Origin of the sequence: Streptomyces changchenzhani (assembly GCF_039766235.1) — a bacterium.
Taxonomy (GTDB): domain Bacteria; phylum Actinomycetota; class Actinomycetes; order Streptomycetales; family Streptomycetaceae; genus Streptomyces.
The window spans coordinates 390334-411564 of record NZ_JBDHNH010000006.1; the positions used below are offsets into that span (position 1 = coordinate 390334).

The following is a 21231-nucleotide window of genomic DNA, read 5'->3' on the forward strand; positions in this document are numbered from 1 at the left end:
CCCCGGCGGGCACCTCAAGCCGGTGCAGCGGTACGGGCCCGCCCATCCGCCCCGCCTCAGCTGTGTGTGGCGAGGCCCAGGAAGTCCGCCCAGGCGCGGGGCGGGAGGGTGAGGACGGGGCCGTCCTTGTCCTTGGAGTCGCGGATGTGGACGGTGGTGGGGCGGGTGGCGATCTCTACGCAGTCGTCGCCTTGCGCGCTGCTGTAACTGGATTTGCGCCAGGTCAAGGCGACTTCGACGCAGCTGTCACCTTGCGCGCTGCTGTAGCTGCTCTTGAACCAGGCGAGTTCGGCGGTGCTCATAAGGCTCCTCGGATCCGCTCCAGCAGGCCACGGGAGTCCTTGGGTGTGAGGGCCTGCGAGCGCAGTGTCGCATAACGCTGATGGAGTACGACGACCTCTTTCACCACGGAGATCAGCCGCCCGTTCTGCTGACCTTCCGAGTAGGCGAAGCGCCGCCCGTCCGGTGTCTCCAACAACTGTATGGGCCCCGAGAGACACGCATGATGCTCACAGTCCAACGGCATGATCTGGAGCACTACATTGCGCGGTTCCGTGCTGAGCAGCACGTGATCAATCAGTCCCGCTGTGACCTCAGCACCACCAATACGACGCCGGAAGACCGCCTCATCGATGATGAAGCTGAACGAAGTGTTGGACCGTTCACGCAGCAACCGCTGCCGGTCCAGACGAGCAGCAAGCTGAGTATCTACCTGTTCGTCGGACAGCGGCGGGGTGTCATCCTCGAACACAGCACGCATGTAGCCCCCGGACTGCAACAGCCCCGGCACCAGCCTGCATTCGTACGTGTCCAGGCTGACGGCCGTCTGCTCCAGCCGCGCCCACTTCTTGAACCACGTCGCCAACCCCGGCTGTCGCGTCAGGTGAGTAAACGCCCGCCGCAACGCACCCGTCTCACCGAACACCGCCTCCGCCCGCTCCACGAACTCCCGGTCCGGCATCCGCCTCCCCAGCTCGATCGACTCGATCGTGTGCTTGGAGAACCGCACCAGCGGTTGGAACTCCTCGCGCGTGAGGCCCGCGTGTTCGCGCAGCCCCTGCACGAACCCCCCGAAAGTCCTCAGGCTGTCCGACGATTCGGGCTCGTCGTATTCACCGTCTCCGGCCATGTCCGGCCACCCTCCTGGTGAGTGGATCTCCCCGCACTCAACTCACCCAGGGTGACGGTCCGCACGACGTACTGTCCACACCGCGCGTCCGTACGCTGACGCAGCGTACGGACGTGTCTGCTGGTGGAGCCTGGAGGATGCCCGCCACGGTGGGGCCATGCACACCGATACGCGGCCGTCCGATGCCCAACCACCCACTACCGTACGTGTGTTCAAGCAGTCATTCTCCGCCACTCACCAAGCCGCCCGGCTGGCCAGACTCCTAGCCGTGCACCAGCTCCACACCTGGGGCATCCCCTACGGCAGCGAGCCGTCCGACAACACAGCGTTGATCGTCGCGGAGCTCGCCGCGAACGCCGTCACGCACGGCCGGGTGCCGGGCCGCGACTTCGAGCTGCGGCTGGCGCTGGACGGCGAGGGCGTGTTGCGCATCGAGGTGAGCGACGCCCGCGCGGAACGCCGGCCCGTACCGCCGCACCTCGCCCCACCCACCGGCACAGAGGCGAGCGGCCGGGGCCTGCTGCTCGTCGAGGCACTGGCCGATGGGTGGGGCGTGGCGGACCGGGAGGTCGGAAAGACGGTGTGGGCGACCGTACGAACCCTCAATCAGAAGTCGACCGAGGCCCGGTCTTCGAGCCGGGCAACGGACTCCTGACCGAACGCGCGCTCATAGGCGGTACGGATGCGCTCGATCTGCGGGTCGCGCTTCTTCGCCTCGGATGTCGGATACAGCAGGATCAGCTCGTACGAACGCTCGCGCTCGATCACGCCGTTGGCGTCCCGATACTGCCCGCGCCCCTCCTGGATGGTGAGCCCGGACGGGAAGCTGCGGGTCACCTCGCGGTCGATGAAGCCCATGAACTGCTTGTCGGTGACGTCCGGACCGCCGTCGGGCCGCTCGGTCCCGAAGAACAGCCGCGTCTCGACGTACGCCTTGCCCCGGGCAGCGGCCGAAGGAGAGGCGGCCGGGGCTTCATCGGCGAGCGTGGCGTACGCGCCGGGCGCGCCGACGGCGAGCAGCACACCGGCGGTGGCGGTGGCGATGCGGGTTCGTGTGGTCAGGAACGGCATGGAGTGTCCCTTCGATTCGGCTCAACAGGTCTGTCGGAGGCGACGTCCACCCTGGCAGCGACGACGGACACGCGGGGGCGCGTTCACAGGTTTCGCGCGGATCCGTACCTGTTTGGCGCGAACCCTGTGAACGCACGTCCGGGGCAGCCGGACCGCAGAGGGCCCCGCCGGCTCAGGCCTCCTTCGTGACCCCGGTGAGATGGGCGAAGACGACCACGTTGGACGCGTAGCCCGCCCTGGGGTCGAACGCGCCCCCGCAGGTGAGCAGTCGGAGCTCCGGGCGGCCGGTGGCGCCGTACACCTCGTCGTCGGGGAACTTCGACTTCTCGTACGTCCGCACCGAGTCGACCGTGAACACGGCGGTACGGCCGTCTTTGCGGGTGACCCGGACGGTGTTGCCGGGCTTGAGCGAGTTGAGGTTGAGGAAGACGGCCGGCCCGGTCCGGGTGTCGCGGTGTCCGACGGCCACCGCGGTTCCCGCCTCGCCGGGGGTGGGACCGCCCCGGTACCAGCCGACCAGACGCGGATGGTCCACCGGCGGGGTGAGGAGGTGCCCGGACCGGTCGAGTCCCAGCCCCACGACCGGCGCTTCGACCGTGATCGACGGGACGGCGAGACGTATCGCGCGCGACGGTGCCAGTGGTGCAGGCGGTGGACGCGGCGCGGGCCGGGGCCGGGCCTTCGGCTCGGCCCGGGGCCCCGGGGCCGCCTGCACCGGCCCGTCGGCTGCTGTCCCGGCAGTGGCCGGCGGGCCCGACGGATCTCCGCCCAGGGCCCACCGGATGCCGCCGAAGAGCAGCAGAACCAGGACCAGCGTCCTGGCGAGACGCAGGAGGCGTCTTTGCCTGCGCGAGTACCTGGACCTAGGACGCGCCATCGCTGCGGCGACGGGATCGGCGCACGAGGATCAGTCCGGCCGCTCCCGCCAGGCCCGCGGCCAGCGTCGCACCGACGCCGAACGAGGAACTGTCGGCGGCGGGCGTGGCGGTGCCGCCGCCGCCCGCACCGACGGGTCCGTTCGGCTGGCCGTTGCCGCCGTCCGGGCAGTCGACCTTGAACACCTTCATCTTGCCGGCGCCGCTCTCCCCCGCGAAGGTCCAGGTGAGCTTGTACATGCCGTTGGGCAGCGAGAGCGGCATGGTGTGTCCCGTGCCGGTGGCGAGGGTGATCTGCCCGTCGCGGTTGGCACCGTTCACCTTGGGCGGCTGGGGAGCGATGCTCCAGGTGACCTCCTGAAGCGTGTCGAAGTTGAACGCGGCGAGATAGAACGCGCAGACCTTGGGCTCGTTGCGCTGATCGTTGAAGGGCGTACCGACAGCGTGGATCTTCACGTCGCCGTTGTCTCCGGGAGCAGCCATGGCCGCGGGTGCCCCTGCGAGGGTCACTCCGCCCACAGTGAGCCCGGCGACGGTGGTGCGCAGAAGGGTTTTGACGGTCATGCGGGGTCCTCCAGAGCGTGAAGATGTCGGACAGATCAACAGCTAATCCGACTATCTGTCACACAAAGGACACGACAGGCGGGAGAAACGCCCACGCGCCCTCCGGCGTTCCCCCGTCCGGCCCTACCCCGTGGCGCCCGCGTCGTACATACCGGAGGGCCTGGGCGCGGTCCCGTGCCACCAGATCTCCGACTTCCGGATCACCGATTCCCCGGTGGCCAGGGTCAATTACTGCAACGGCAACCTCACGCCGGCGCCCGCCCAGTCCGAACGGGATCGCCCCCACGACGCCCGCCTCGGAAAAGCCGATCCAAGTGGTAGCCCAGAACCTCGTCGGCGGACTCCGGTTCGCGCTTGCCGACCAGAATGCTGATGCCGAGCCCCGCCGACATGGCGAGCAGGCTGATCGCCTCCGCACGCGTATCCACATCAGGTCCGACGAGCCCGGCATCCTTCGCCTTCTGCAGCAGTCCGGCCACGGCCTCCTCGGCGGCATTGGGGCCGTCGATGAAAGGTTGCGCGGCAAGCGGCTCGTCCGTGACGGCCAGTACGGCGTACGAGGTGTAGACGAGGTGGAAGGTGCGGCTCTCTTCGTCGGTCGGCAACGACGCCATCAGCATCGCCTCGATCATCGCGCGCGGCCCCGGGTCGTCCCCGGCCGCCCGGACCCGGGCTGCGACCCGCTCGCCGAACCCGGCGGCCAAGTGGTGCAGCCCGTAGAGCAGTAGCTTCTCCTTGGTCTGGAAGTAGTACTGCACCAGCCGCAGCGACACCCCCGCCTCCGCGGCCACATCACGCATCCCCACGGCATGCAATCCGCGCCGCCCGGCGACTCGCACGAGCGCCTCGGCAATCTCGGTGCGCCGCACATCGTGGTCCACACGCTTGGGCATCGCCGCGCCTCCGCTGATCGGTCCTCAACTCTGAGCCCTGCACCTGCGCAGGCCACCTTCATGATACGCCCGTATCATCATGATGGTGCGGTCGTACCACGAAGAACGCACACTCCCGGAGGTGGCCCACCCATGCCCGAGACCACACCCCGCCCCCAGGCCGATGTCGGCCGCTATGTGAACGAGACCCTGCGCGACCGGTACTTCGCGGCCTGCGACGCGGTTTACGCCCTGGGAGCGCCCGCGTTCGCGGAGATGGACGTGGAGACCAGCGCCGGCACCACCCACGTCTACCGGTACGGCCCCACGGATGCCGCCGCCCAGTCCCGCACCCCGGTCGTCCTGGTACACGGAGCGGGCTCCTGCTCCGCCATGTGGTACCCGAACACCGCCGCGCTCAGCGCCGAACGCCCGGTCTACGCGATCGACACCCCCGGCGACCCGGGCCGCAGCGTGCAGCGCGAACCCATCCACCGGCCCGAACGCGCCGCCCAATGGCTCGACGAGACGCTCACCGGCCTCGGCCTCGACCGCGTCCACCTCATCGGCTCCTCCTACGGCGGATGGCTCGCCCTGAACCAGGCGCACCGCAGGCCCGAACGCCTCGCCTCGGTCACCCTGCTCGACCCCGGCGGGCTGGAGAAAGTAGGGCTCCGCTTCTTCGTCTGGATCTTCGCCAGCCTCTTCGCGACCTTCGCACCCAAAGCGCTCCGCCCTCGCCTGGCAGCCTGGCTGGAGCAGCCGGTCCTCATCGTGCCCGAGCTGCGCACCATGATCAGGTCCGGCGTCCGCGCCTACCGCATCCGCCGCCCGGCCCCGCTCCCACTCCTTGAGGACGAGCTGCGCACCATCCGCACCCCGCTCCATCTGCTGCTCGGCAAGCGAAGCCTTCTCGTACACCCGCAGCGGCAAGTGGAGCGCGTCCCCCACCTGATCCCGGGCGCCCGCGCCGAGATCGTCTCCAACACCGGCCACGGACCCCAAATCGACCACGCCGCCCAAACCAACACCCAAATGCTGCACTTCATCAACAACAACTAACCGGCCGGTGCTTGTGCATGGAAACGGACGGGAAGGGTCCGTCAAAGGGCGCGTTTCGAACTGGGGAGTGTCTGTTCCCGTACAGACGTCGTGCAGGCGTCGTGGGGTGGGGGCGGGCGCCACCTCGGCCGGGGCCGCCGCCTGCGCGAAGCCGAAGGCAATGACCAGGCGCAGCAGCCAGCCCCGGCTCCCCAGCTTTTCCATCAGATGATGCCGAAGAGTATTCCGGCGCCGAGCACCACCAGCGAGGTGAGCGCGGCCCACTTCACCGTGAACTTGGTGTGGTCGCCGAACTCGACCTTGGCCATGCCGACCAGAACGTATACGGCGGGAACGAGCGGGCTCGACATGTGCAGGGCCTGGCCCACCAGCGAGGCGCGGGCGATTTCCAGCGACGAGACGCCGTGCGCGGCGCCGGCCTCGGCGAGGACGGGCAGGACGCCGAAGTAGAAGCCGTCGTTCGACATGAAGTAGGTGAGCGGGAGGCTCAGCAGGCCGGTGACGATGCCCATGTGCGGGCCCATGCCCTCGGGGATCGCGCCGACGAGCCAGTCGGCCATGTGCTCGACCATGCCGGTGCCGGTGAGAACTCCGGTGAAGACGGCCGCGGCGAAGACCATGCCGGAGACATTGAGGACGTTGTCGGCGTGGGCGGCGATACGGGCCCGCTGCTCCTTCATGTTCGGATAGTTGACCGTCAGCGCGAGTGCCGCGCCGAGGAGGAAGAGCACCGGGATCGGCAGCAGCTCCATGATCATGGCGGCGAGCAGGACGACGGTCATGCCCGCGTTGAACCAGTAGAGCTTCGGGCGCAAGGTGTCGCGGTTCGGGTCGAGGCCCTGGAAGCCGTCGTCATCTGCGGGGACGGCGTCGACACCCGTACCGTCAACGCCCGCGCCGCCGACGCTCTTGCGGTTGTCGGAGCCTCCGCCGCCGGCCGTGACCAGGACCGTCTCGGGCTCCTTCTCCGGCTCGACGACCTCGTCGAGCGAGAGGTACCCGAGGCGCTTGCGCTCCCGCTTGCCCAGCACGAAGGCGAGGATGAAGACGAAGAGCAGGCCGACGCCCAGCGCCGGGATCATCGGGACGAAGATGTCGGCCGCGTCCAGCTTGAGCGCGGTGGCCGCGCGGGCCGTGGGGCCGCCCCAGGGGAGGGTGTTCATCACGCCGTTCGCGGTGGCGGCCACGCCGGTCATCACGACCAGGCTCATGCCGAGGCGCTTGTACAGCGGGTACATCGCCGAGACCGTGATCATGAAGGTGGTCGAGCCGTCGCCGTCCAACGAGACGATCGCGGCGAGCACGGCCGTACCGACGACGATCCTCAGCGGGTCAGCCTTGCAGAAGCGCAGGATGCCCCGGACGATCGGGTCGAACAGGCCGACGTCGATCATCACGCCGAAGTAGACGATGGCGAACATCAGCATCGCCGCGGTCGGCGCGAGGTTCCCGACGCCTTCGAGGACGTACTCGCCGAGCTTCGAGCCCTGCCCGACGAACACACAGAAGAGTGCGGGGATCAGCACCAGCGCCGCGATGGGCGACATCTTCTTCATCATGATCAGGACCAGAAAGGTCGCAATCATGGCGAATCCGAGGATGGTCAGCATTTGGGTACCTAACGTTCGCCGTTGAACTTCCACCAGACCCGGCGGTTCGTTGACGTTAGGTCGCGCTACCTCGCGTTAACAAGATGTTGACATGCGAGCAATACGAGCAAAACCCCAGGTCATCCCAGAGGTACTACTTCCACCGGGAATCCGTTGAGCACGGAGGTGCCGGACAGCGGGTCGAGCCGGGACCCGTCGAGGAGCTGGTTCACGTTGACTCCGGGGTTGGCCGCGGCGACGGACATCCGGACGCCGGCCCGGCTGTGGCCCCAGCCGTGCGGCAGGCTCACCACTCCGGTGCGCACCGCGTCGGTCACCTCCACCGGGACCTCCAGCTGCCCGCCTTCGGCGCTGACCAGCGCCTGCCCGCCGTCGGTCAGGCCAAGACGACCCGCGTCCTCGGGGTGGATCTGGAGGGTGCAACGGTTGCTGCCGCCGCCCAGCGCCGGGATGTTGTGCATCCAGCTGTTGTTGGACCGCAGGTGGCGGCGGCCGACAAGCACGAATCCGGCAGGCCGCTCGTCCAGTGCGCGGCGCAGCCGGGGCAGATCGTCGGCGATCGGTGCGGGCAGCAGCTCGATCCGGCCACTGCGGGTCTTGAGCACCTGGGGGATGCGCGGCTTCAGCGGCCCGAGGTCGATGCCGTGCGGGTGCGCGAGGAGACGCTCCAGGCTCAGCCCGTCCGGTACCGCGCCGAATCCGTCGCCGTACGGGCCGAGGCGCAGCATCAGGTCGAGGCGCCGCTCGGGGCCGGTGCGCCCGGTGAGCTGCCCGGCCAGCTCCTGCGGGTCGCGGCCGTGGACGGGTGAGTGGGCGGTGGCGACGGCCTTGTCCAGGGTCTGGCCGACGGCCAGCGCGTCGACGGCTTCCGGCTCGGCGCCGTGCATCCCGCTCACGGCGAGGATCAGCCTGGCGTGGATCTCGCTCTCGTCGAGCCGCCCGTCCTCCAGGGGGACGGCGGGCCGGGTGTAGCGGACCTGGTTGTGCACGGCGAAGCCGTTGAAGGCGAAGTCGTGGTGTGCGCTCTGCGAGGGCGGCGGCGGGGGCAGTACGACGTCGACGTGGCGCGAGGTCTCGTTGAGGTACGGGTCGACGCTGATCAGGAAGTCGAGCCCGGCCAGTGCCTCGTCGAGCCGGTCGCCGTCGGGCGCGGACAGCACCGGGTTCGCGGCGACGGTGATCACCGCCCGGATGCGCCCCTCCCCCGGTGTCAGGATCTCCTCGGCGAGCGCCGCGCTCGGCAGCTCGCCCTTGGCCTCGGGGTGTCCGCTCACCCTGCTGCGCCAGCGGCCGAGCGCGAAGCCCTTGCCGGGTCCTGCGGGGCGGGGTGTGCTCGCGGTGGCGGCGAGGGGGAAGAGTGCGCCGCCGGGGCGGTCGAGGTTGCCGGTGATGATGTTGAGTACGTCGACCAGCCAGTTGGCCAGGGTGCCGAACTCGACGGTGGAGCTGCCGACGCGCCCGTATACGGCGGCGGTGGGTGCGGCGGCCAGGGCGCGGGCGATGGAGCGGATCTCCTCGGCCGGCACGTCACAGGCCCCGGCGACGGCTTCCGGCGTGAAGTCCCGTACGGCGTAGCGGACTTCGTCGATGCCCTCGATGTGCTGCTCCAGCACGCCGGGCGCGGTGAGCTTCTCCTCGAAGAGGACCTGGGCGAGGGCGGCGAGCAGCAGGGCGTCGGTGCCCGGCCGGATGGGGACGTGCTGGTCGGCGAGCTTGGCGGTGCGGGTGCGGCGCGGGTCGACGACGACGAGCGTGCCGCCGCGCTTGCGCAGGGCCTTGAGCTTGCCGGGGAAGTCGGGGGCGGTGCACAGGCTGCCGTTGGAGTCGAGGGGGTTGGCGCCGAGGAGCAGCAGATGGTCCGTACGGTCCAGGTCGGGCACGGGGATGGCAAAGGCGTCGCCGAAGAGCAGGCCGCTGGAGACGTGCTTGGGCATCTGGTCGAGGGTGCTGGCGGTGAAGATGCTGCGGGTGCGCAGGGCGCCGAGGAGGAGGGGCGGGTAGAGCGCGCCGGCCATGGTGTGGACGTTGGGGTTGCCGAGGACCACGCCGACGGCGTTGCCTCCGTACTGCTCGACGATCGGCCGCAGCCGGGCGGCGATCAGGTCGAAAGCCTCGCTCCAGCTCGCTTCCTGGAGCGTGCCGTCCTTACGGACGAGGGGGCCGCGCAGCCGGTCGGGGTCGGCGTCGACCTCCGCGAAGGCGGCGCCCTTGGGGCAGATGAACCCCCGGCTGAATACGTCGTCCCGGTCGCCGCGCGCGCCTGTGACCTTGCTCCCCTCGATGGTGAGGGTGAGGCCGCAGGTGGCTTCGCAGAGCGGGCAGATGCGCAGGGCGGTACGGGACACGGAGCCCTCCCGGGGCGGTGGCGTACAGACACGGCGAGAGACACGGCGTGCGTAGAGACACGGCGTACGGACGGCGCGATGTACACATACGGACGGCGCGGCGCACGCGTACGGACGGCGCGACGCGCAGAAGGCGCGGCCCACGTACAGCCGCGTACAGGCACCACCGAGCATACCGACCAGTACGCACGGTGGGGAGTCATTGGAGCGTGCGGGCGAGATACGCCCGCAGCAGCTCCCGCGTCTCGGTGATGATCCCCGGATCGCCCGACGGGTCGGAGCGGAAGGCGAGTTGCAGGAGCGCGTCGGTGGCCTCCACGGCCACCAGGACGCTGCGGCGCAGCGCCTCGTCCGGGGTGCGGCCGAGGTGGCCGGCGAACAGGTCGGTCAGGCGGTCGGCGACCCGGTGGTTGGGGTCGACAGCCGGGCCGCCCACCGGGATCTGCATGCCGAAGTCGATGAGGGCGAAGCCCGGGGACGAGCGCTTCATGTCGATGTACTCGTCGAGGATCACATCGATGGCGCCGCGCCAGTCGCCCGCCGGGGCGGCGGCGATGCGGTGGCCGATCCGCGCGGCGTAGCTGTCGAGGTTGCGCCGGGCGAGGGCGTCGGCCATGGCGCGTTTGTTGTCGAAGAAGCGGTAGACGGAGCCGATGGGCACCTCGGCGCGGGCGGCGACGGCCCGGGTGCTCAGGTCGTCGTACCCGGTCTCGTCGAGGAGCTCGGCGCAGGCGTCCAGGATCCGGGCGAGCCGGTCGGCGCTGCGCTGCTGCACAGGGGTCCGGCGGAGTGGGTTGGCGGGCGGCACGGGCTCCATGGGCCGATCATCCCTTGCCCACCCTCGCGCGCGACCCGCGGACAGCAGGAATGAGCAGGAATGAGCAGCAGGAATTCCGGGAGTGATCGCGTGGCGTGGCACCCGTTGACGTGCGGACCAAGGAATCCTACTGTCAAGCATAGGATTCCTTCGGCACCGGGAGTGGACCATGAACGGCATCGAGCAGTCGAGGAAAACGGCCGAAACCCTGGCCCATTCCTCGGGCTTCGGCAACGAACACAGCTCGGAGGCAGTTCCCGGCGCCCTGCCGCACGGCCGGAACTCGCCGCAGCGCGCACCCCTCGGCCTGTACGCCGAGCAGCTCAGCGGCAGCGCCTTCACCGAGCCGCGCGCCCACAACCACCGCTCGTGGCTGTACCGGATCAGGCCGTCGGCCGCGCACCCGCCGTTCGTACGGGTCGACAACGGCGGCATCCGCAGCGCGCCCTTCACCGAGTCCGTCCCCGACCCCAACCGGCTGCGCTGGAACCCGCTGCCGGAGCCCGCGCCGGGCACCGACTTCCTGGCGGGCCTGTGGACGCTGGGCGGCAACGGTGACACGACCCAGCGCACCGGCATGGCCGTGCACCTCTACCACGCCAACTCCTCCATGACGGACCGGGTGTTCAGCGACGCCGACGGCGAGCTGCTGATCGTCCCGGAGCGCGGCGGCCTGCTGCTGCGCACCGAGTTCGGCCTGCTGCGCGCCGAGCCCGGCCACATCGCCCTGATCCCGCGCGGTGTGCGCTTCCGTGTCGAGCTGCTGGATGAGAGTGCCCGGGGTTACATCTGCGAGAACTACGGGCAGCCCTTCCAGCTCCCCGACCTGGGCCCGATCGGCGCCAACGGCCTCGCCAACGCCCGGGACTTCCTCGCTCCGGTCGCGGCGTACGAGGACACCGAAGGGCCGGTGGATGTGGTCAACAAGTTCTGCGGGAACCTCTGGTCGGCGACGTACGACCACTCGCCCCTCGATGTCGTCGCCTGGCACGGCAACCACGTCCCGTACGTCTACGACCTGCGCCGCTTCAATGTCCTGGGCTCCATCAGCTACGACCACCCGGACCCGTCGATCTTCACCGTGCTGACCTCGCCGTCCGACACCCCGGGCCTGGCCGGCGTCGACTTCGTCGTCTTCGCGCCGCGCTGGCTGGTCGGTGAGGACACCTTCCGCCCGCCCTACTTCCACCGCAACGTCATGAGCGAGTACATGGGCCTCATCGAAGGCGCGTACGACGCGAAGGCCGAAGGCTTCGTCCCCGGCGGCGGCTCCCTGCACAACATGATGTCCGCGCACGGACCCGACCGGGAGACCTTCGACCGGGCGAGCGCCGCGGAGCTGAAGCCGCAGAAGGTCGACGACGGTCTTGCCTTCATGTTCGAGACGCGCTGGCCGGTGACAGCCACCGGGCAGGCCGCGAACGCCGGCCATCTACAGACGTCGTACGACGACGTATGGCAGGGTCTGCAACGCCACTTCCGGCCGTAGCCGTCGCTCTACCGCCCCTCGGAGAAGACCCTTGACCGCCTTCGCTCCCGACTCGTTGGTCCTGAACCGGAAGCTTCCGCTCTGGTACCAGGTCTCGCAGTCCCTGCGCGCCTCCATACTGGGCCGCTCACCCGGCGCGTCACTACGGCTGCCCACCGAGGAGCAGCTCGCCACGCACTACGGGGTGAGCGTGCTCACGATGCGGCAGGCACTCAAGGAGCTGGAGGCGGAGGGCCTGATCAGCAGGCACCGGCGGCGCGGCACCTTCATCGAGCCGGGTGCGCGGCGCGGCGCCCCGCGCAAGCTGCTCGGCTCGATCGACGCGATCGTGGCCCAGCAGTCGGGTGAGCTGACGACGATCTTGGGGCACGGCCCTGCGCCCGTCCCCGGGCAACTCGTCGAGTACTTCCCGGACGTCGCCGAAGTGGTCCTGTACAAACGGCTGCGCTGCGACGGCGAGAGCGGCGAGCCCACCAACTGGGCGGAGAACGCGGTGCGTTCGGAGGTCGCGGCCAAGGTGGACCTCGCCGATCTTGAACGCTGGCCGATGACCAAGGTGCTGCGTGACGTCGTCGGAGTACGGATCAGCAAGATCACCGACACGGTCGAGGCCACGCTCGCCGACCCGGCCACCGCCGACCTGCTGAAGGTCCCGCTGCTCAGCCCGATCCTGCACTACACGGGCGTGACGTACGACCAGGACGGCCGGGTCGTGGATGTAGCCCGCATCCGCTACCGGGGTGATCGTTTCTCCTTCTCCGTGACGCTCGACGCGCACTGAGCCGGACCGACTGAGACGGTCCAGTGGCGGCCTCGACGCGCAGCTGCTCCGACGGGGAGGATGTCCGGATGACGGCGACGCGGTCCGGCGGCGCGACCGGGGCGAAACCGCTCGCGGACGCACCGCTGCTCGACGAACTGATGCCCTGGTCGGTGGCGCCCCTGCGGCTGGGCCGCGACTGGGTCCGCGCGCCGGACATCCGTACGCTGCGGACCCGTTGGGACGCGCTGGTACGGGCCGAGGGCCCCGCGCGTGCGGCGCTGTTCCGCGAGAGCCGGGCGCGCACGGTGCGCAGCGCGGTCAACGCGCTGCCGGGCAGGCCCACCGGCACCCGGAGGTTCGCCAGGGAGCACGGCCCCTGCCCGGAGCCGGTCCGGTTCCTGCACGGGCCGTTCGACGAGCAGTGGCTGGTCCCCGACCACCGGCTGATCGACGCCGCCCGCCCCGAGCTGTGGCGGGTCGCCGGACCCGGGCAGCTCTTCGCCGTGGAGCAGGGTTACGTACCGCGGGCGTCCGGGCCCGCGGTGCTGGTCGGCGCCCTGCTGCCGGACGACCGCTCCCCCGCCGGACGGCCCGCCCGCGTCCGCCCCCTGTACCGCCGCCCCGGCGGGCAGGAACCCAACGTCGCGCCGGGGCTGACGGAGCTGCTGAGCGGCCGTTACGGGCACGGGGTCGCCGCCGACGAGGTCCTGGCGTGGGCGGTCGCCGCCGCCGTCCCCTCCCCCTCGGGCGCCGTCGTACCGCTGCCGGCCGACCCCGCGGCCTGGGCGGCGGGTGTCGAGCTCGGCCGCCGCATGACGGCGGTCCAGCTGCGCGGCGCGCACGGCGGCGAACGCCCTCGGCTGCCCGGTGGCCGGCGCCCCTATGTGCGTACCGCCGTCCCCGATGGCCCCCAGGAGCTGAGTTACGACGCCGGGGACGAGGTGCTGCACATCGGTGACGGCCGCGTCTCGCCGGTGCCCCCGGCCGCCTGGAACTTCCGGGTGGGCGGGGTGCGGGTGCTCCGCATGTGGTTCGAGCTGCGTACGGCGCAAGTGGCGCCCGGCACGCTGGCGGCGATCCGTCCCACGGGCTGGCCCAAGGAGTGGTCGTCGGAGCTGCTCGAACTCGTCACGGTGCTGGCGCTGCTCGGCGAGCTGAATCCCGACCGCCCCGACCTGACCGGGGCCAAGCAGATCACCCGCGCCGATCTGACGGAGGCGGGCGTGCTACCGGTCCCGGGAGCGGCCCGGCGCCCCGCGTCCGTACTCGACCATCACGAGGAGGGCCCGGAGGGGCAGTTCGCTCTGCTCTAGCTTTCGGCTCGACAGGCTCTTGGTTCGACAAGCTCTTGGTTCGACAATCCCGCGCTGGGCGAGCACACCGACGCGCCGCTGTCCGCCCCGGGGATGAGGGGCGTTCGGGCAGCAGCGCTGCGCCGGGACGGTGTGGTCGCCTGAGCGCGTCCGTTCAAATCCGTACTGAATCCGCACTGAACTCTGGACGTGCTGCCGGACGTACCGCTGGGCCGCCGGTCAGCGGCGGCTGCCGAACAGCGAGCGACGCAGTCGCCGCAGCGGAGCAAAGAGCGAGACGCGCGCGCCTCTGCCCGTCCGGGAGTGCGCGACGTCACGCGAGGTGAGCTCGCGCATCAACAGCGTCGCCTCTGCCGACTCCCGCTGCGGGACGGCTGGGCCGCCGAGCACCGAGAGATGGCGGTCGAGGCGCGAACTGGTCGCGCTGCTCCCACATGTGATCGCAGGCACTCGTGGCCTGCTGCGCACCGTTATCTGTTCCATTTCACTCCCCACCCGTACGAGGGCACCCGGCCCGGGCAGGTTAACCCTATCGCCCCGCCGTCACACTCAAGTATCCCACCCCGAGGATTCACCACACCTGTACGGAGGTTGACGATTACTCTCCGAATATAACTGATTCCAGGGCGAGTTGGACAGTTCGCCGCCGTCGAGGGCGATCGGAGGTGATTGGTGTTCAAGGGGGCTTCAGCGGCCTCGGGTTGAGCTAACTTTGAGTGGTTTCTACCGTGCTGCGCCCAGCTGCGGATGGGGGGCTCGTCAGTGACCGAAGAGCCGGGCAACGAGCGAGTGATCGCGGGGCGCTACCGCCTGCTGTCCCCACTGGGCGAGGGCGGCATGGGTGTCGTGTGGCGCGCCCGCGACGATCTGCTCGGCCGCGAGGTCGCGGTCAAGGAGGTCAGGGCGCCGGCCGCGCTTGGCGGCACCGACGGGCAGCGCCTCTACGCCCGGCTGGAGCGCGAGGCGTGGGCCGCCGCCCGCATCTCCCACCGCAACGTCATCACCGTCTACGACGTGGCCACCGAGGAGGGCCGCCCGTGGATCGTGATGGAGCTGGTGCGCGGGCTGTCGCTCTCCGACGTACTGGACGCCGAGGGGCCGATGCCGCCGCAGCGTGCCGCGCGCATCGGGGTGGAGGTCCTGGCGGCCCTGCGGGCCGCGCACGCGGCGGGTGTGCTGCACCGCGATGTCAAGCCGGGCAATGTACTGATCGCCAATGACGGGCGCGTGGTGTTGACGGACTTCGGCATCGCACTGGTCGAGGGCAGCTCGGCCCTCACCATGACGGGCGAACTCATCGGCTCCCCCGAGTTCCTCGCGCCCGAGCGAGCCATGGGGCGCAGGCCTGGGCCCGAGTCGGACCTGTGGTCGCTCGGAGTGCTGCTGTACGCCGCGGTCGAGGGCAATTCGCCGTTCCGCCAGGAGACCCCGCTCTCCACGCTGCGCGCCGTCGTCGACGAGGAGCTGCCACCGCCGCGACGGGCGGGCGCGCTCGCGCCGGTGCTCGACGGGCTGCTCCGCAAGGATCCGGCCGAGCGGATGCCGGCCGTCGAGGCGGAGCGGTTGCTCCGGATCGTGGCGGCCGGTGGTACGCCGAGCATCCGGACCACGCCGGTCTTCCCCGGCGGATACACACCGACCGTCGCGGCCTCGACGCCGAGCGCCTCGCCGATGCCCTCGCCCTACGGCGCCCCGACACCGCCCCCACAGCCCTACCCCGCGCCGTCCACCACGACGACCTCCACGGGGCAGGGCAGGCCGCGGCGGGCCGCTCTGGTGATGGCGGCGGGCGTGGCCTTGCTGCTGCTGCTCGGCATCGGCGGCATCGCGTGGGCGCTGCTGAACAACGGCGACGACCCGGGAGGGAATGCGGGGAGCAGCTCCGGCTCCCCGACCGCCAGCGCGAGCGGCACCGGAGGCAAGAGCGGCGGTGGCGCGGCGACCGGGGGCAACGGCTCGACCGGCGGGAGCGGCAGCACGAACGGCGGCACCGACGGCGGCAGCGGCGCATCGGGCGGCGACAACGGTGGGACCGGCGGGAACGGCGGTGGTGGTGACGGCGGCACGACCAGCCCGCCGCCGCCCCAGTCGGTGAAGGTCACCCTCGCGGCCGTGCGCGACAGCTACACGGGCGCCTGTCCGCCGCCGGAGGCCGAGGCCCCGGCCTTCGCCGCAACGTTCACGGTCGGCCGGGTCCCCGTCGAGGTCAACTACCGCTGGGTGATGAAGGGCAGCGAGAGCACCGACCCGGGCTGGAAGACGCTGTCCTTCGGCGCGGGCGACACGAAATCGAAGCAGGTGAACCACACCGAATTGGGGTACCTGGCCGGCGGCGTACCCCTGCACAGCGAGATGAGCGTGGAGGTCAGGAGTCCGGTCACCACCACGTCCAACGCCGTGGCGTACTCGGTGACCTGCGAGCAGGAGACCCCGACGGGCGGGGCCTCCTCCTACACGGCGAGCGGTTCCGCCAGTGTTCCGGCCGACGCGACGATCAGGCCGCAGCGGTGAAGGCGGGCTACCGCAAGCAGCTCAGGCCGCAGCGGTAAAGACGGGCTACCGCGAGCAGCTCAGGCCGCAGCGGTGAACGCAGGCAGGTAACCTCCCGACTGGCCCGCTGCCTTCGGGTGGTACGACTCGCCGATGTTGCCCAGGTTCAGGCTGTGCAGCCACGGGGAGCCCGAGCAGATCTCATGTCCCGTGAACGCCGGGGCCACCGCTGCGAAGGTGTAGCCGTGGTCGGCCGCGCGCTTGGCGGTGGCCGCGTTCAGGTAGTCGGACGCCCCGTTGATCGCGGTGCGCTCCTTCTCGCTCAGCCCGGCGATACAGCCGCCGCCGAGCTTGTAGAAGCGGGGGTAGCCGAGGACGACGACCCGCGCGGAGGGGGCCTTGGCGCTGATCGCCGAGTACACGGAGTCGAGCTTGCCCGGCAGGGTGGAGTCGACGTAGCCGCGCGCCGTGGCGATTCTGCTCAGGCAGGCCGACTCGGACTGCAGGACGCAGGTCGTCATGACGTCAGCGAAGCCCGCGTCATTGCCTCCGACGCTGATGCTGACGAGGTCGGTCGCCGCCCCGAGCGGGGTCAGCTGGCTGCCTGTCACGTCATCCGTACGAGCGCCCGAGCAAGCGGTGAACGCGAACGTTGAGGGTGAATTCGCCGCCGCCCACAGGGCCGGGTAGGCGCGGGTACTGCGCTTGCACGAGCCGCTGCCACTGTCGTAGCTGCCGGCCCCGACGCCCGATGAGTACGAGTCGCCCAGGGCTACGTAGTCCAGGGATTGGGCCTGGCCCACCGCCTGCGCCGCGCCCGCCCCGGTGAGGGCGAGAGCAGCGGCGAGAAGGAGTGAGGATGAGAACGCCGCGATTCGGGACAGTTTCATGGAACCTCCCTTTAGCAGGATTTCCGCCACAACTGTGGTAGCAGTCCCACTACTTCGCCGGAAGTGTCCATGCCAAGTTGCTCGGGCTGGCGGATCATCTGCACACTCTCTCCGCATCCTTGACGCGGCTCCGTCGTCTGCGCGACATTGAAGCCCGGCATCCGGCGCTTCAGGGGGCAAAGTCGCCAATGCAGACCTTCAGTAACAAGCCATCGGCAGCCGTATCGGAATCGCTGCCCGTGCTCGCGGGTGCGGCGCTCGCCGTATCGGTGGTCGGCGCCGTCCTGGCGCTCACCGATCTGGCGTCACCGCTACGCGCGCCGTTCACTCTCTTCTTCCTGGTCGTGGCACCCACGGCCGCCGTGGCCGCAGGCCTTCGCGGTCTGGAACCACTGGGCCGCGCGGTCGCCGCTGTGGCCGGGGCCATCGCGATCGACCTGCTCGTGGCACAGGCGATGCTGGCCATGCACATCTGGTCGATCCGGGGCGGGGTCGCGGCGGTCGCCGGGATCAGCGCCCTCCTCTTCCTGCTGACACTGGTGCGGCGCCCCGGCGACCGTACGCCGAGAAGGCAGATCTCCTGACGTGGACATCACCGTGCACCGCCCCGGCGAGCTCACCGCCGCCGACCGGCTGGCCTGGACCGCGATGCAGTCCAAGGCCCACCTCCACGGTTCGCCCGAGCTGGCGAACCCGTTCCTCTCCCCCGAGTTCACGCTGGCCATGGGCCACTACCGGCGCGGGGTCCGGATCGCCGTGGCACGACAGGACGGCGAGCCCGCGGCCTTCTTCCCGTTCCAGAGATCCGCCACCGGCGTGGGCCGGGCCATCGGTCTCGGAGTCTCGGACGCCCAGGGTCTGGTGCACAGACCGGGTTACGAGTGGGACGCACGGGAACTGCTGCGGGCCTGCGGGCTCGCGGTGTGGGAGTTCGACCATCTGGTGCAGGGCCAGCGGGCCTTCGAGACCGGCGCCACCGGATCGTTCGCCTCGCCGGTGATCGACACCGAGGACGGCTACGAGGCGTACCTCGCGCAGCTGCGCAGGGAAGTCCCCAAGTTCGTGAGGTCCACCTTCGCAAAGGAACGCCGGCTGCTGCGGACGGTCGGCGAGCTGCGGTACGTGCACGACGAGCGGGACCCGCAGATGCTGCGGACGCTGATGCGCTGGAAGTCCGCGCAGTACCGCAGGACCGGGCGCAGCGACCGCTTCACCCAGACCTGGATCATCCGGCTGGTGGAGCATCTGTTCCATACCCGGACGGATTCCTTCAGCGGTCTGCTGTCGGTGCTCTACGCGGACGACCAGCCGATCGCGGCGCATTTCGGTCCGCGTTCGGAAAGGATCATCTGTTGCTGGTTCCCCGCCTATGATCCGGCGTTCGCGAAATTCTCGCCCGGTTTGCTCATGCATCTGCGAATCGCCGAGGCGGCAGCCGCCGAGGGCATCGCCTACATCGATCTCGGCCGCGGCCAGAAGCAGTACAAGGACTCCCTCAAGACCCGGGAGATCTCGGTCTCGGAAGGGTGGGTAATGCGCCGTCACCCGGTCGCTTTCGGACACCGGGCGCACCGTGCCCCGGTCCGGGCCCTGCGCAACACCGTGGTCGAACGGCCGGAACTGTTCAAGCCGGCTGACAAGTTACTGAAGAGGATTGGAGAGATCCGTTCAGGACGATCTCATATGTGACCGCCGAAGTGTCGAAGTATGGCCAAAGACGCAAAAAAGTGAGGCTACGTTCCAGGTCTTGCCATACAGTCCCAATCATCAATACCGTCGTACATCCACCCGCAACTGCCCATCATTCAAAGCGACTCTAGGGGAGGGCTCAAGCGTCGCGACGGGGCAGGAGTGGGGCGCGGTAGGGGGGTGCCGTACTTGGTGATCACGCATGCGCCGAACTGCGGGCCGCGCGGCCAGCTATGCCATCTCACCCAACCAGTACGGAGTGTCATTCCGTCATGGCCGGGGTGAGAATCCCCCCTTTCGAACCGGAAACTCATCCGGACTGCCCGGGGGCGGGCGGTCCACCGGTGGAGAGGGAAAAGACTCATGAGCTCATTCCTCCGTCCTGCGGTATCGGGCGAAGATCCATTGATCACGCCGTCCACCAACGGCCATGCGGACCACTCGTCCAAGATCGGAGTCGGCCGGATATCCGGCCAGTACCGTCGCATCTCTTCTCATCTCGCCATTGCACCGCCGGTGAGCGTGGTAATTCCCGCCATGAACGAGGCAGAGAATCTTCCATATGTCTTCAAGACCCTGCCCGACTGGATCCATGAAGTGGTCCTGGTCGACGGGAATTCGACCGACGACACCGTGCAGGTCGCTCGCGATCTCTGGCCGGGAGTCACGGTCGTCAAGCAGCGCGGAAAGGGCAAGGGCGACGCGCTGATCAGTGGTTTCGCCGCGTGCACCGGCGAGATCATCGTAATGGTCGACGCGGACGGCTCGGCCGACGGCAACGAGATCATCAGCTATGTCTCGGCGCTGGTCTCGGGGGCGGACTTCGCCAAGGGCTCCCGGTTCGCCAACGGCGGCGGCACCGACGACATGACCCCGATCCGCAAGCTCGGCAACTGGGCGCTGTGCGCCGTGGTCAACGCCAAGTTCGGCGCCCGCTACACGGACCTCTGCTACGGCTACAACGCCTTCTGGCGGCACTGCCTGGACAAGATCGACCTGGACTGCACGGGCTTCGAGGTCGAGACCCTGATGAACATCCGGGTCGTCAAGGCGGGCCTGCGGGTCCAGGAGATCCCCAGCCACGAGTACGTCCGCATCCACGGCGTGAGCAACCTCAGCGCCGTACGGGACGGACTGCGCGTCCTGCGGGTCATCCTCCACGAGCGCGGCAAGCGGCACGCCCGCCGCCGCACGCCGGCCTTCGCGACGAGCGCCAACCAGGGAGAGGTGTCTTGAGCCACCTGGCCGTCTCCGTGGTGATCTGCGTGTACACGGAGGACCGCTGGGAGGACATCCTCGCAGCGGTGGACTCGGTGCGCGCGCAGTCACTGCCGGCCGTCGAGACGCTGCTGGTCGTCGACCACAATCCGGCGCTGCTCGAACGGCTCGGCAAGGAGTACAAGGAAGCACGCCAGGAGGTGCAGGTGCTCGCCAACGCGGGCCCCCGCGGCCTCTCCGCGGGCCGCAACACCGGTATCACCGCCGCCCGCGGCGAGATCCTCGCGTTCCTCGACGACGACGCGGTGGCCGAGCGCGACTGGCTGCTCCACTTCGCCAAGGGGTACGAGGATCCGCGGGTGATGGCCGTGGGCGGACGGACGATACCGGCCTGGGCCTCGGGCCGCAGGCCCAACTGGTTCCCGGCCGAGTTCGACTGGGTCGTCGGCTGTACGTATAAGGGACTGCCCCCCGGCAAGGTGCGGGTCCGTAACGTCCTGGGGGGCAACGCCTCCTTCCGCAGGTCGGCGTTTGACGCGGCAGGAGGCTTCGCCACCGGCATCGGCCGGGACGGCGACAAACGGCCTCTGGGCGGCGAGGAGACGGAGCTGTGCATCCGGCTCACCAACGCGCTGCCCGACGCGGTGCTGCTGATCGACGACCGCGCGGTGATCCACCACAAGGTCCCGCTCGTCCGTGAGCGGTTCGGCTACTTCCGTACCCGTGCCTACGCCGAGGGCCTGTCGAAGGCCCTCGTGGCACGAAGTGTGGGGGCAGGCAAGGGACTTGAGTCCGAACGCCGCTACACCACCCGGGTGCTGCCCGCGGGGGTGGCCCGCGGGCTGCGCGACGCGGCCCTGGGACGGCCGGGCGGCGCGGGCCGCGCGGGAGCCATCGTGACCGGAGTCGCCGCGGCGGCCGGTGGGTACGTACTCGGCAGCGTCCGCGCCCGCCGGGGCCGCGCCACCTTCACGGTGCCCGTCCTGAACAGCGTCACGAACACGGAAGGTGCGCAAAAGGAGGTTCAGTGAACA

General features: G+C 69.8%; 21 protein-coding genes. 10 read left to right on the plus strand and 11 right to left on the minus strand.

All coding sequences use genetic code 11. The annotated features are described in order from the left end of the window. Positions 1-56: 56 nt before the first annotated feature. The gene (locus ABCR94_RS21375) at positions 57-302 is read right to left on the minus strand and encodes a DUF397 domain-containing protein (protein WP_347121230.1); all 246 of its coding nucleotides are present in this window, start codon (positions 300-302) and stop codon (positions 57-59) included. Continuing rightward, the gene (locus ABCR94_RS21380; protein ID WP_347121231.1) at positions 299-1129 is read right to left on the minus strand and encodes a helix-turn-helix domain-containing protein; all 831 of its coding nucleotides are present in this window, start codon (positions 1127-1129) and stop codon (positions 299-301) included. The genes ABCR94_RS21375 and ABCR94_RS21380 overlap by 4 nt, the downstream gene beginning before the upstream one ends. A gap of 157 nt (positions 1130-1286) precedes the next feature. On the opposite strand from ABCR94_RS21380, the gene ABCR94_RS21385 reads away from it, so the two are divergent. Beyond that, positions 1287-1784 carry an ATP-binding protein gene (locus tag ABCR94_RS21385; RefSeq protein ID WP_347121232.1) on the plus strand — a complete coding sequence of 166 codons (498 nt, stop codon included), beginning with the start codon at positions 1287-1289 and terminating at the stop codon, positions 1782-1784. Here ABCR94_RS21385 and ABCR94_RS21390 read toward each other — a convergent pair. The 4 genes from ABCR94_RS21390 to ABCR94_RS21405 all read right to left on the minus strand — a co-directional run bounded on the left by ABCR94_RS21390 (position 1736) and on the right by ABCR94_RS21405 (position 4532). Then, the gene (locus ABCR94_RS21390) at positions 1736-2200 is read right to left on the minus strand and encodes a DUF3574 domain-containing protein (protein WP_347121233.1); all 465 of its coding nucleotides are present in this window, start codon (positions 2198-2200) and stop codon (positions 1736-1738) included. The two genes, ABCR94_RS21385 and ABCR94_RS21390, sit on opposite strands and share 49 nt — an antisense overlap. A gap of 172 nt (positions 2201-2372) precedes the next feature. Continuing rightward, a complete protein-coding gene (locus ABCR94_RS21395; RefSeq protein ID WP_347121234.1) occupies positions 2373-3077 on the minus strand; it encodes a class F sortase in 705 nt (234 codons plus the stop codon). Beyond that, positions 3064-3639 carry a hypothetical protein gene (locus ABCR94_RS21400; RefSeq protein ID WP_347121235.1) on the minus strand — a complete coding sequence of 192 codons (576 nt, stop codon included), beginning with the start codon at positions 3637-3639 and terminating at the stop codon, positions 3064-3066. The genes ABCR94_RS21395 and ABCR94_RS21400 overlap by 14 nt, the downstream gene beginning before the upstream one ends. A gap of 245 nt (positions 3640-3884) precedes the next feature. Next, positions 3885-4532, minus strand: a complete 648-nt coding sequence (locus tag ABCR94_RS21405) for a TetR/AcrR family transcriptional regulator (protein ID WP_347121237.1) — start codon at positions 4530-4532, stop codon at positions 3885-3887. Positions 4533-4664: 132 nt separating this feature from the next. On the opposite strand from ABCR94_RS21405, the gene ABCR94_RS21410 reads away from it, so the two are divergent. Then, positions 4665-5573 carry an alpha/beta fold hydrolase gene (locus ABCR94_RS21410; RefSeq protein ID WP_347121239.1) on the plus strand — a complete coding sequence of 303 codons (909 nt, stop codon included), beginning with the start codon at positions 4665-4667 and terminating at the stop codon, positions 5571-5573. A gap of 203 nt (positions 5574-5776) precedes the next feature. Here ABCR94_RS21410 and ABCR94_RS21415 read toward each other — a convergent pair whose 3' ends face one another. From ABCR94_RS21415 to ABCR94_RS21425, 3 genes are all read right to left on the minus strand, one after another. Continuing rightward, a complete protein-coding gene (locus ABCR94_RS21415) occupies positions 5777-7183 on the minus strand; it encodes a CitMHS family transporter (protein WP_347121241.1) in 1407 nt (468 codons plus the stop codon). Positions 7184-7302: 119 nt separating this feature from the next. Beyond that, entirely contained in the window at positions 7303-9528 is a 2226-nt protein-coding gene (locus ABCR94_RS21420; protein ID WP_347121242.1) for a molybdopterin oxidoreductase family protein, read from the minus strand. Between the two features lie 199 nt (positions 9529-9727). Next, positions 9728-10345, minus strand: a complete 618-nt coding sequence (locus ABCR94_RS21425; RefSeq protein ID WP_347121243.1) for a TetR/AcrR family transcriptional regulator — start codon at positions 10343-10345, stop codon at positions 9728-9730. A gap of 169 nt (positions 10346-10514) precedes the next feature. On the opposite strand from ABCR94_RS21425, the gene hmgA reads away from it, so the two are divergent. The 3 genes from hmgA to ABCR94_RS21440 all read left to right on the plus strand — a co-directional run bounded on the left by hmgA (position 10515) and on the right by ABCR94_RS21440 (position 13910). After that, positions 10515-11834: a homogentisate 1,2-dioxygenase gene (gene hmgA / locus ABCR94_RS21430; protein WP_347121244.1), complete on the plus strand. Its 1320-nt coding sequence runs from the start codon at positions 10515-10517 to the stop codon at positions 11832-11834. 31 nt (positions 11835-11865) lie between these two features. After that, the gene (locus ABCR94_RS21435) at positions 11866-12615 is read left to right on the plus strand and encodes a GntR family transcriptional regulator (RefSeq protein ID WP_347121245.1); all 750 of its coding nucleotides are present in this window, start codon (positions 11866-11868) and stop codon (positions 12613-12615) included. Between the two features lie 68 nt (positions 12616-12683). Further along, positions 12684-13910: a type ISP restriction/modification enzyme gene (locus tag ABCR94_RS21440; RefSeq protein ID WP_347121246.1), complete on the plus strand. Its 1227-nt coding sequence runs from the start codon at positions 12684-12686 to the stop codon at positions 13908-13910. A 219-nt stretch (positions 13911-14129) separates the two neighbouring features. Here ABCR94_RS21440 and ABCR94_RS21445 read toward each other — a convergent pair whose 3' ends face one another. Next, complete coding sequence (locus tag ABCR94_RS21445) at positions 14130-14393, minus strand: hypothetical protein (protein WP_347121247.1); 264 nt, start codon at positions 14391-14393, stop codon at positions 14130-14132. Positions 14394-14657: 264 nt separating this feature from the next. On the opposite strand from ABCR94_RS21445, the gene ABCR94_RS21450 reads away from it, so the two are divergent. Further along, complete coding sequence (locus ABCR94_RS21450) at positions 14658-16421, plus strand: serine/threonine-protein kinase (RefSeq protein WP_347121249.1); 1764 nt, start codon at positions 14658-14660, stop codon at positions 16419-16421. A 59-nt stretch (positions 16422-16480) separates the two neighbouring features. Here ABCR94_RS21450 and ABCR94_RS21455 read toward each other — a convergent pair whose 3' ends face one another. Then, on the minus strand, positions 16481-17290 hold the full coding sequence (locus tag ABCR94_RS21455) for an SGNH/GDSL hydrolase family protein (protein ID WP_347121251.1): 810 nt from the start codon (positions 17288-17290) through the stop codon (positions 16481-16483). A gap of 188 nt (positions 17291-17478) precedes the next feature. Here ABCR94_RS21455 and ABCR94_RS21460 point away from each other — a divergent pair, with 188 nt between their 5' ends. The 4 genes from ABCR94_RS21460 (at position 17479) to ABCR94_RS21475 (ending at position 21228) form a co-directional block, all read left to right on the plus strand. After that, entirely contained in the window at positions 17479-17874 is a 396-nt protein-coding gene (locus ABCR94_RS21460; RefSeq protein WP_347121252.1) for a hypothetical protein, read from the plus strand. Between the two features lies 1 nt (position 17875). Further along, a complete protein-coding gene (locus ABCR94_RS21465; protein WP_347121253.1) occupies positions 17876-18979 on the plus strand; it encodes a GNAT family N-acetyltransferase in 1104 nt (367 codons plus the stop codon). A 363-nt stretch (positions 18980-19342) separates the two neighbouring features. Next, positions 19343-20215 (plus strand): glycosyltransferase family 2 protein, encoded by an 873-nt coding sequence (locus tag ABCR94_RS21470; RefSeq protein ID WP_347121255.1) that lies wholly within the window; start codon positions 19343-19345, stop codon positions 20213-20215. Continuing rightward, a complete protein-coding gene (locus tag ABCR94_RS21475; protein WP_347121256.1) occupies positions 20212-21228 on the plus strand; it encodes a glycosyltransferase family 2 protein in 1017 nt (338 codons plus the stop codon). The genes ABCR94_RS21470 and ABCR94_RS21475 overlap by 4 nt, the downstream gene beginning before the upstream one ends. The last annotated feature ends 3 nt before the right edge of the window (positions 21229-21231 follow it).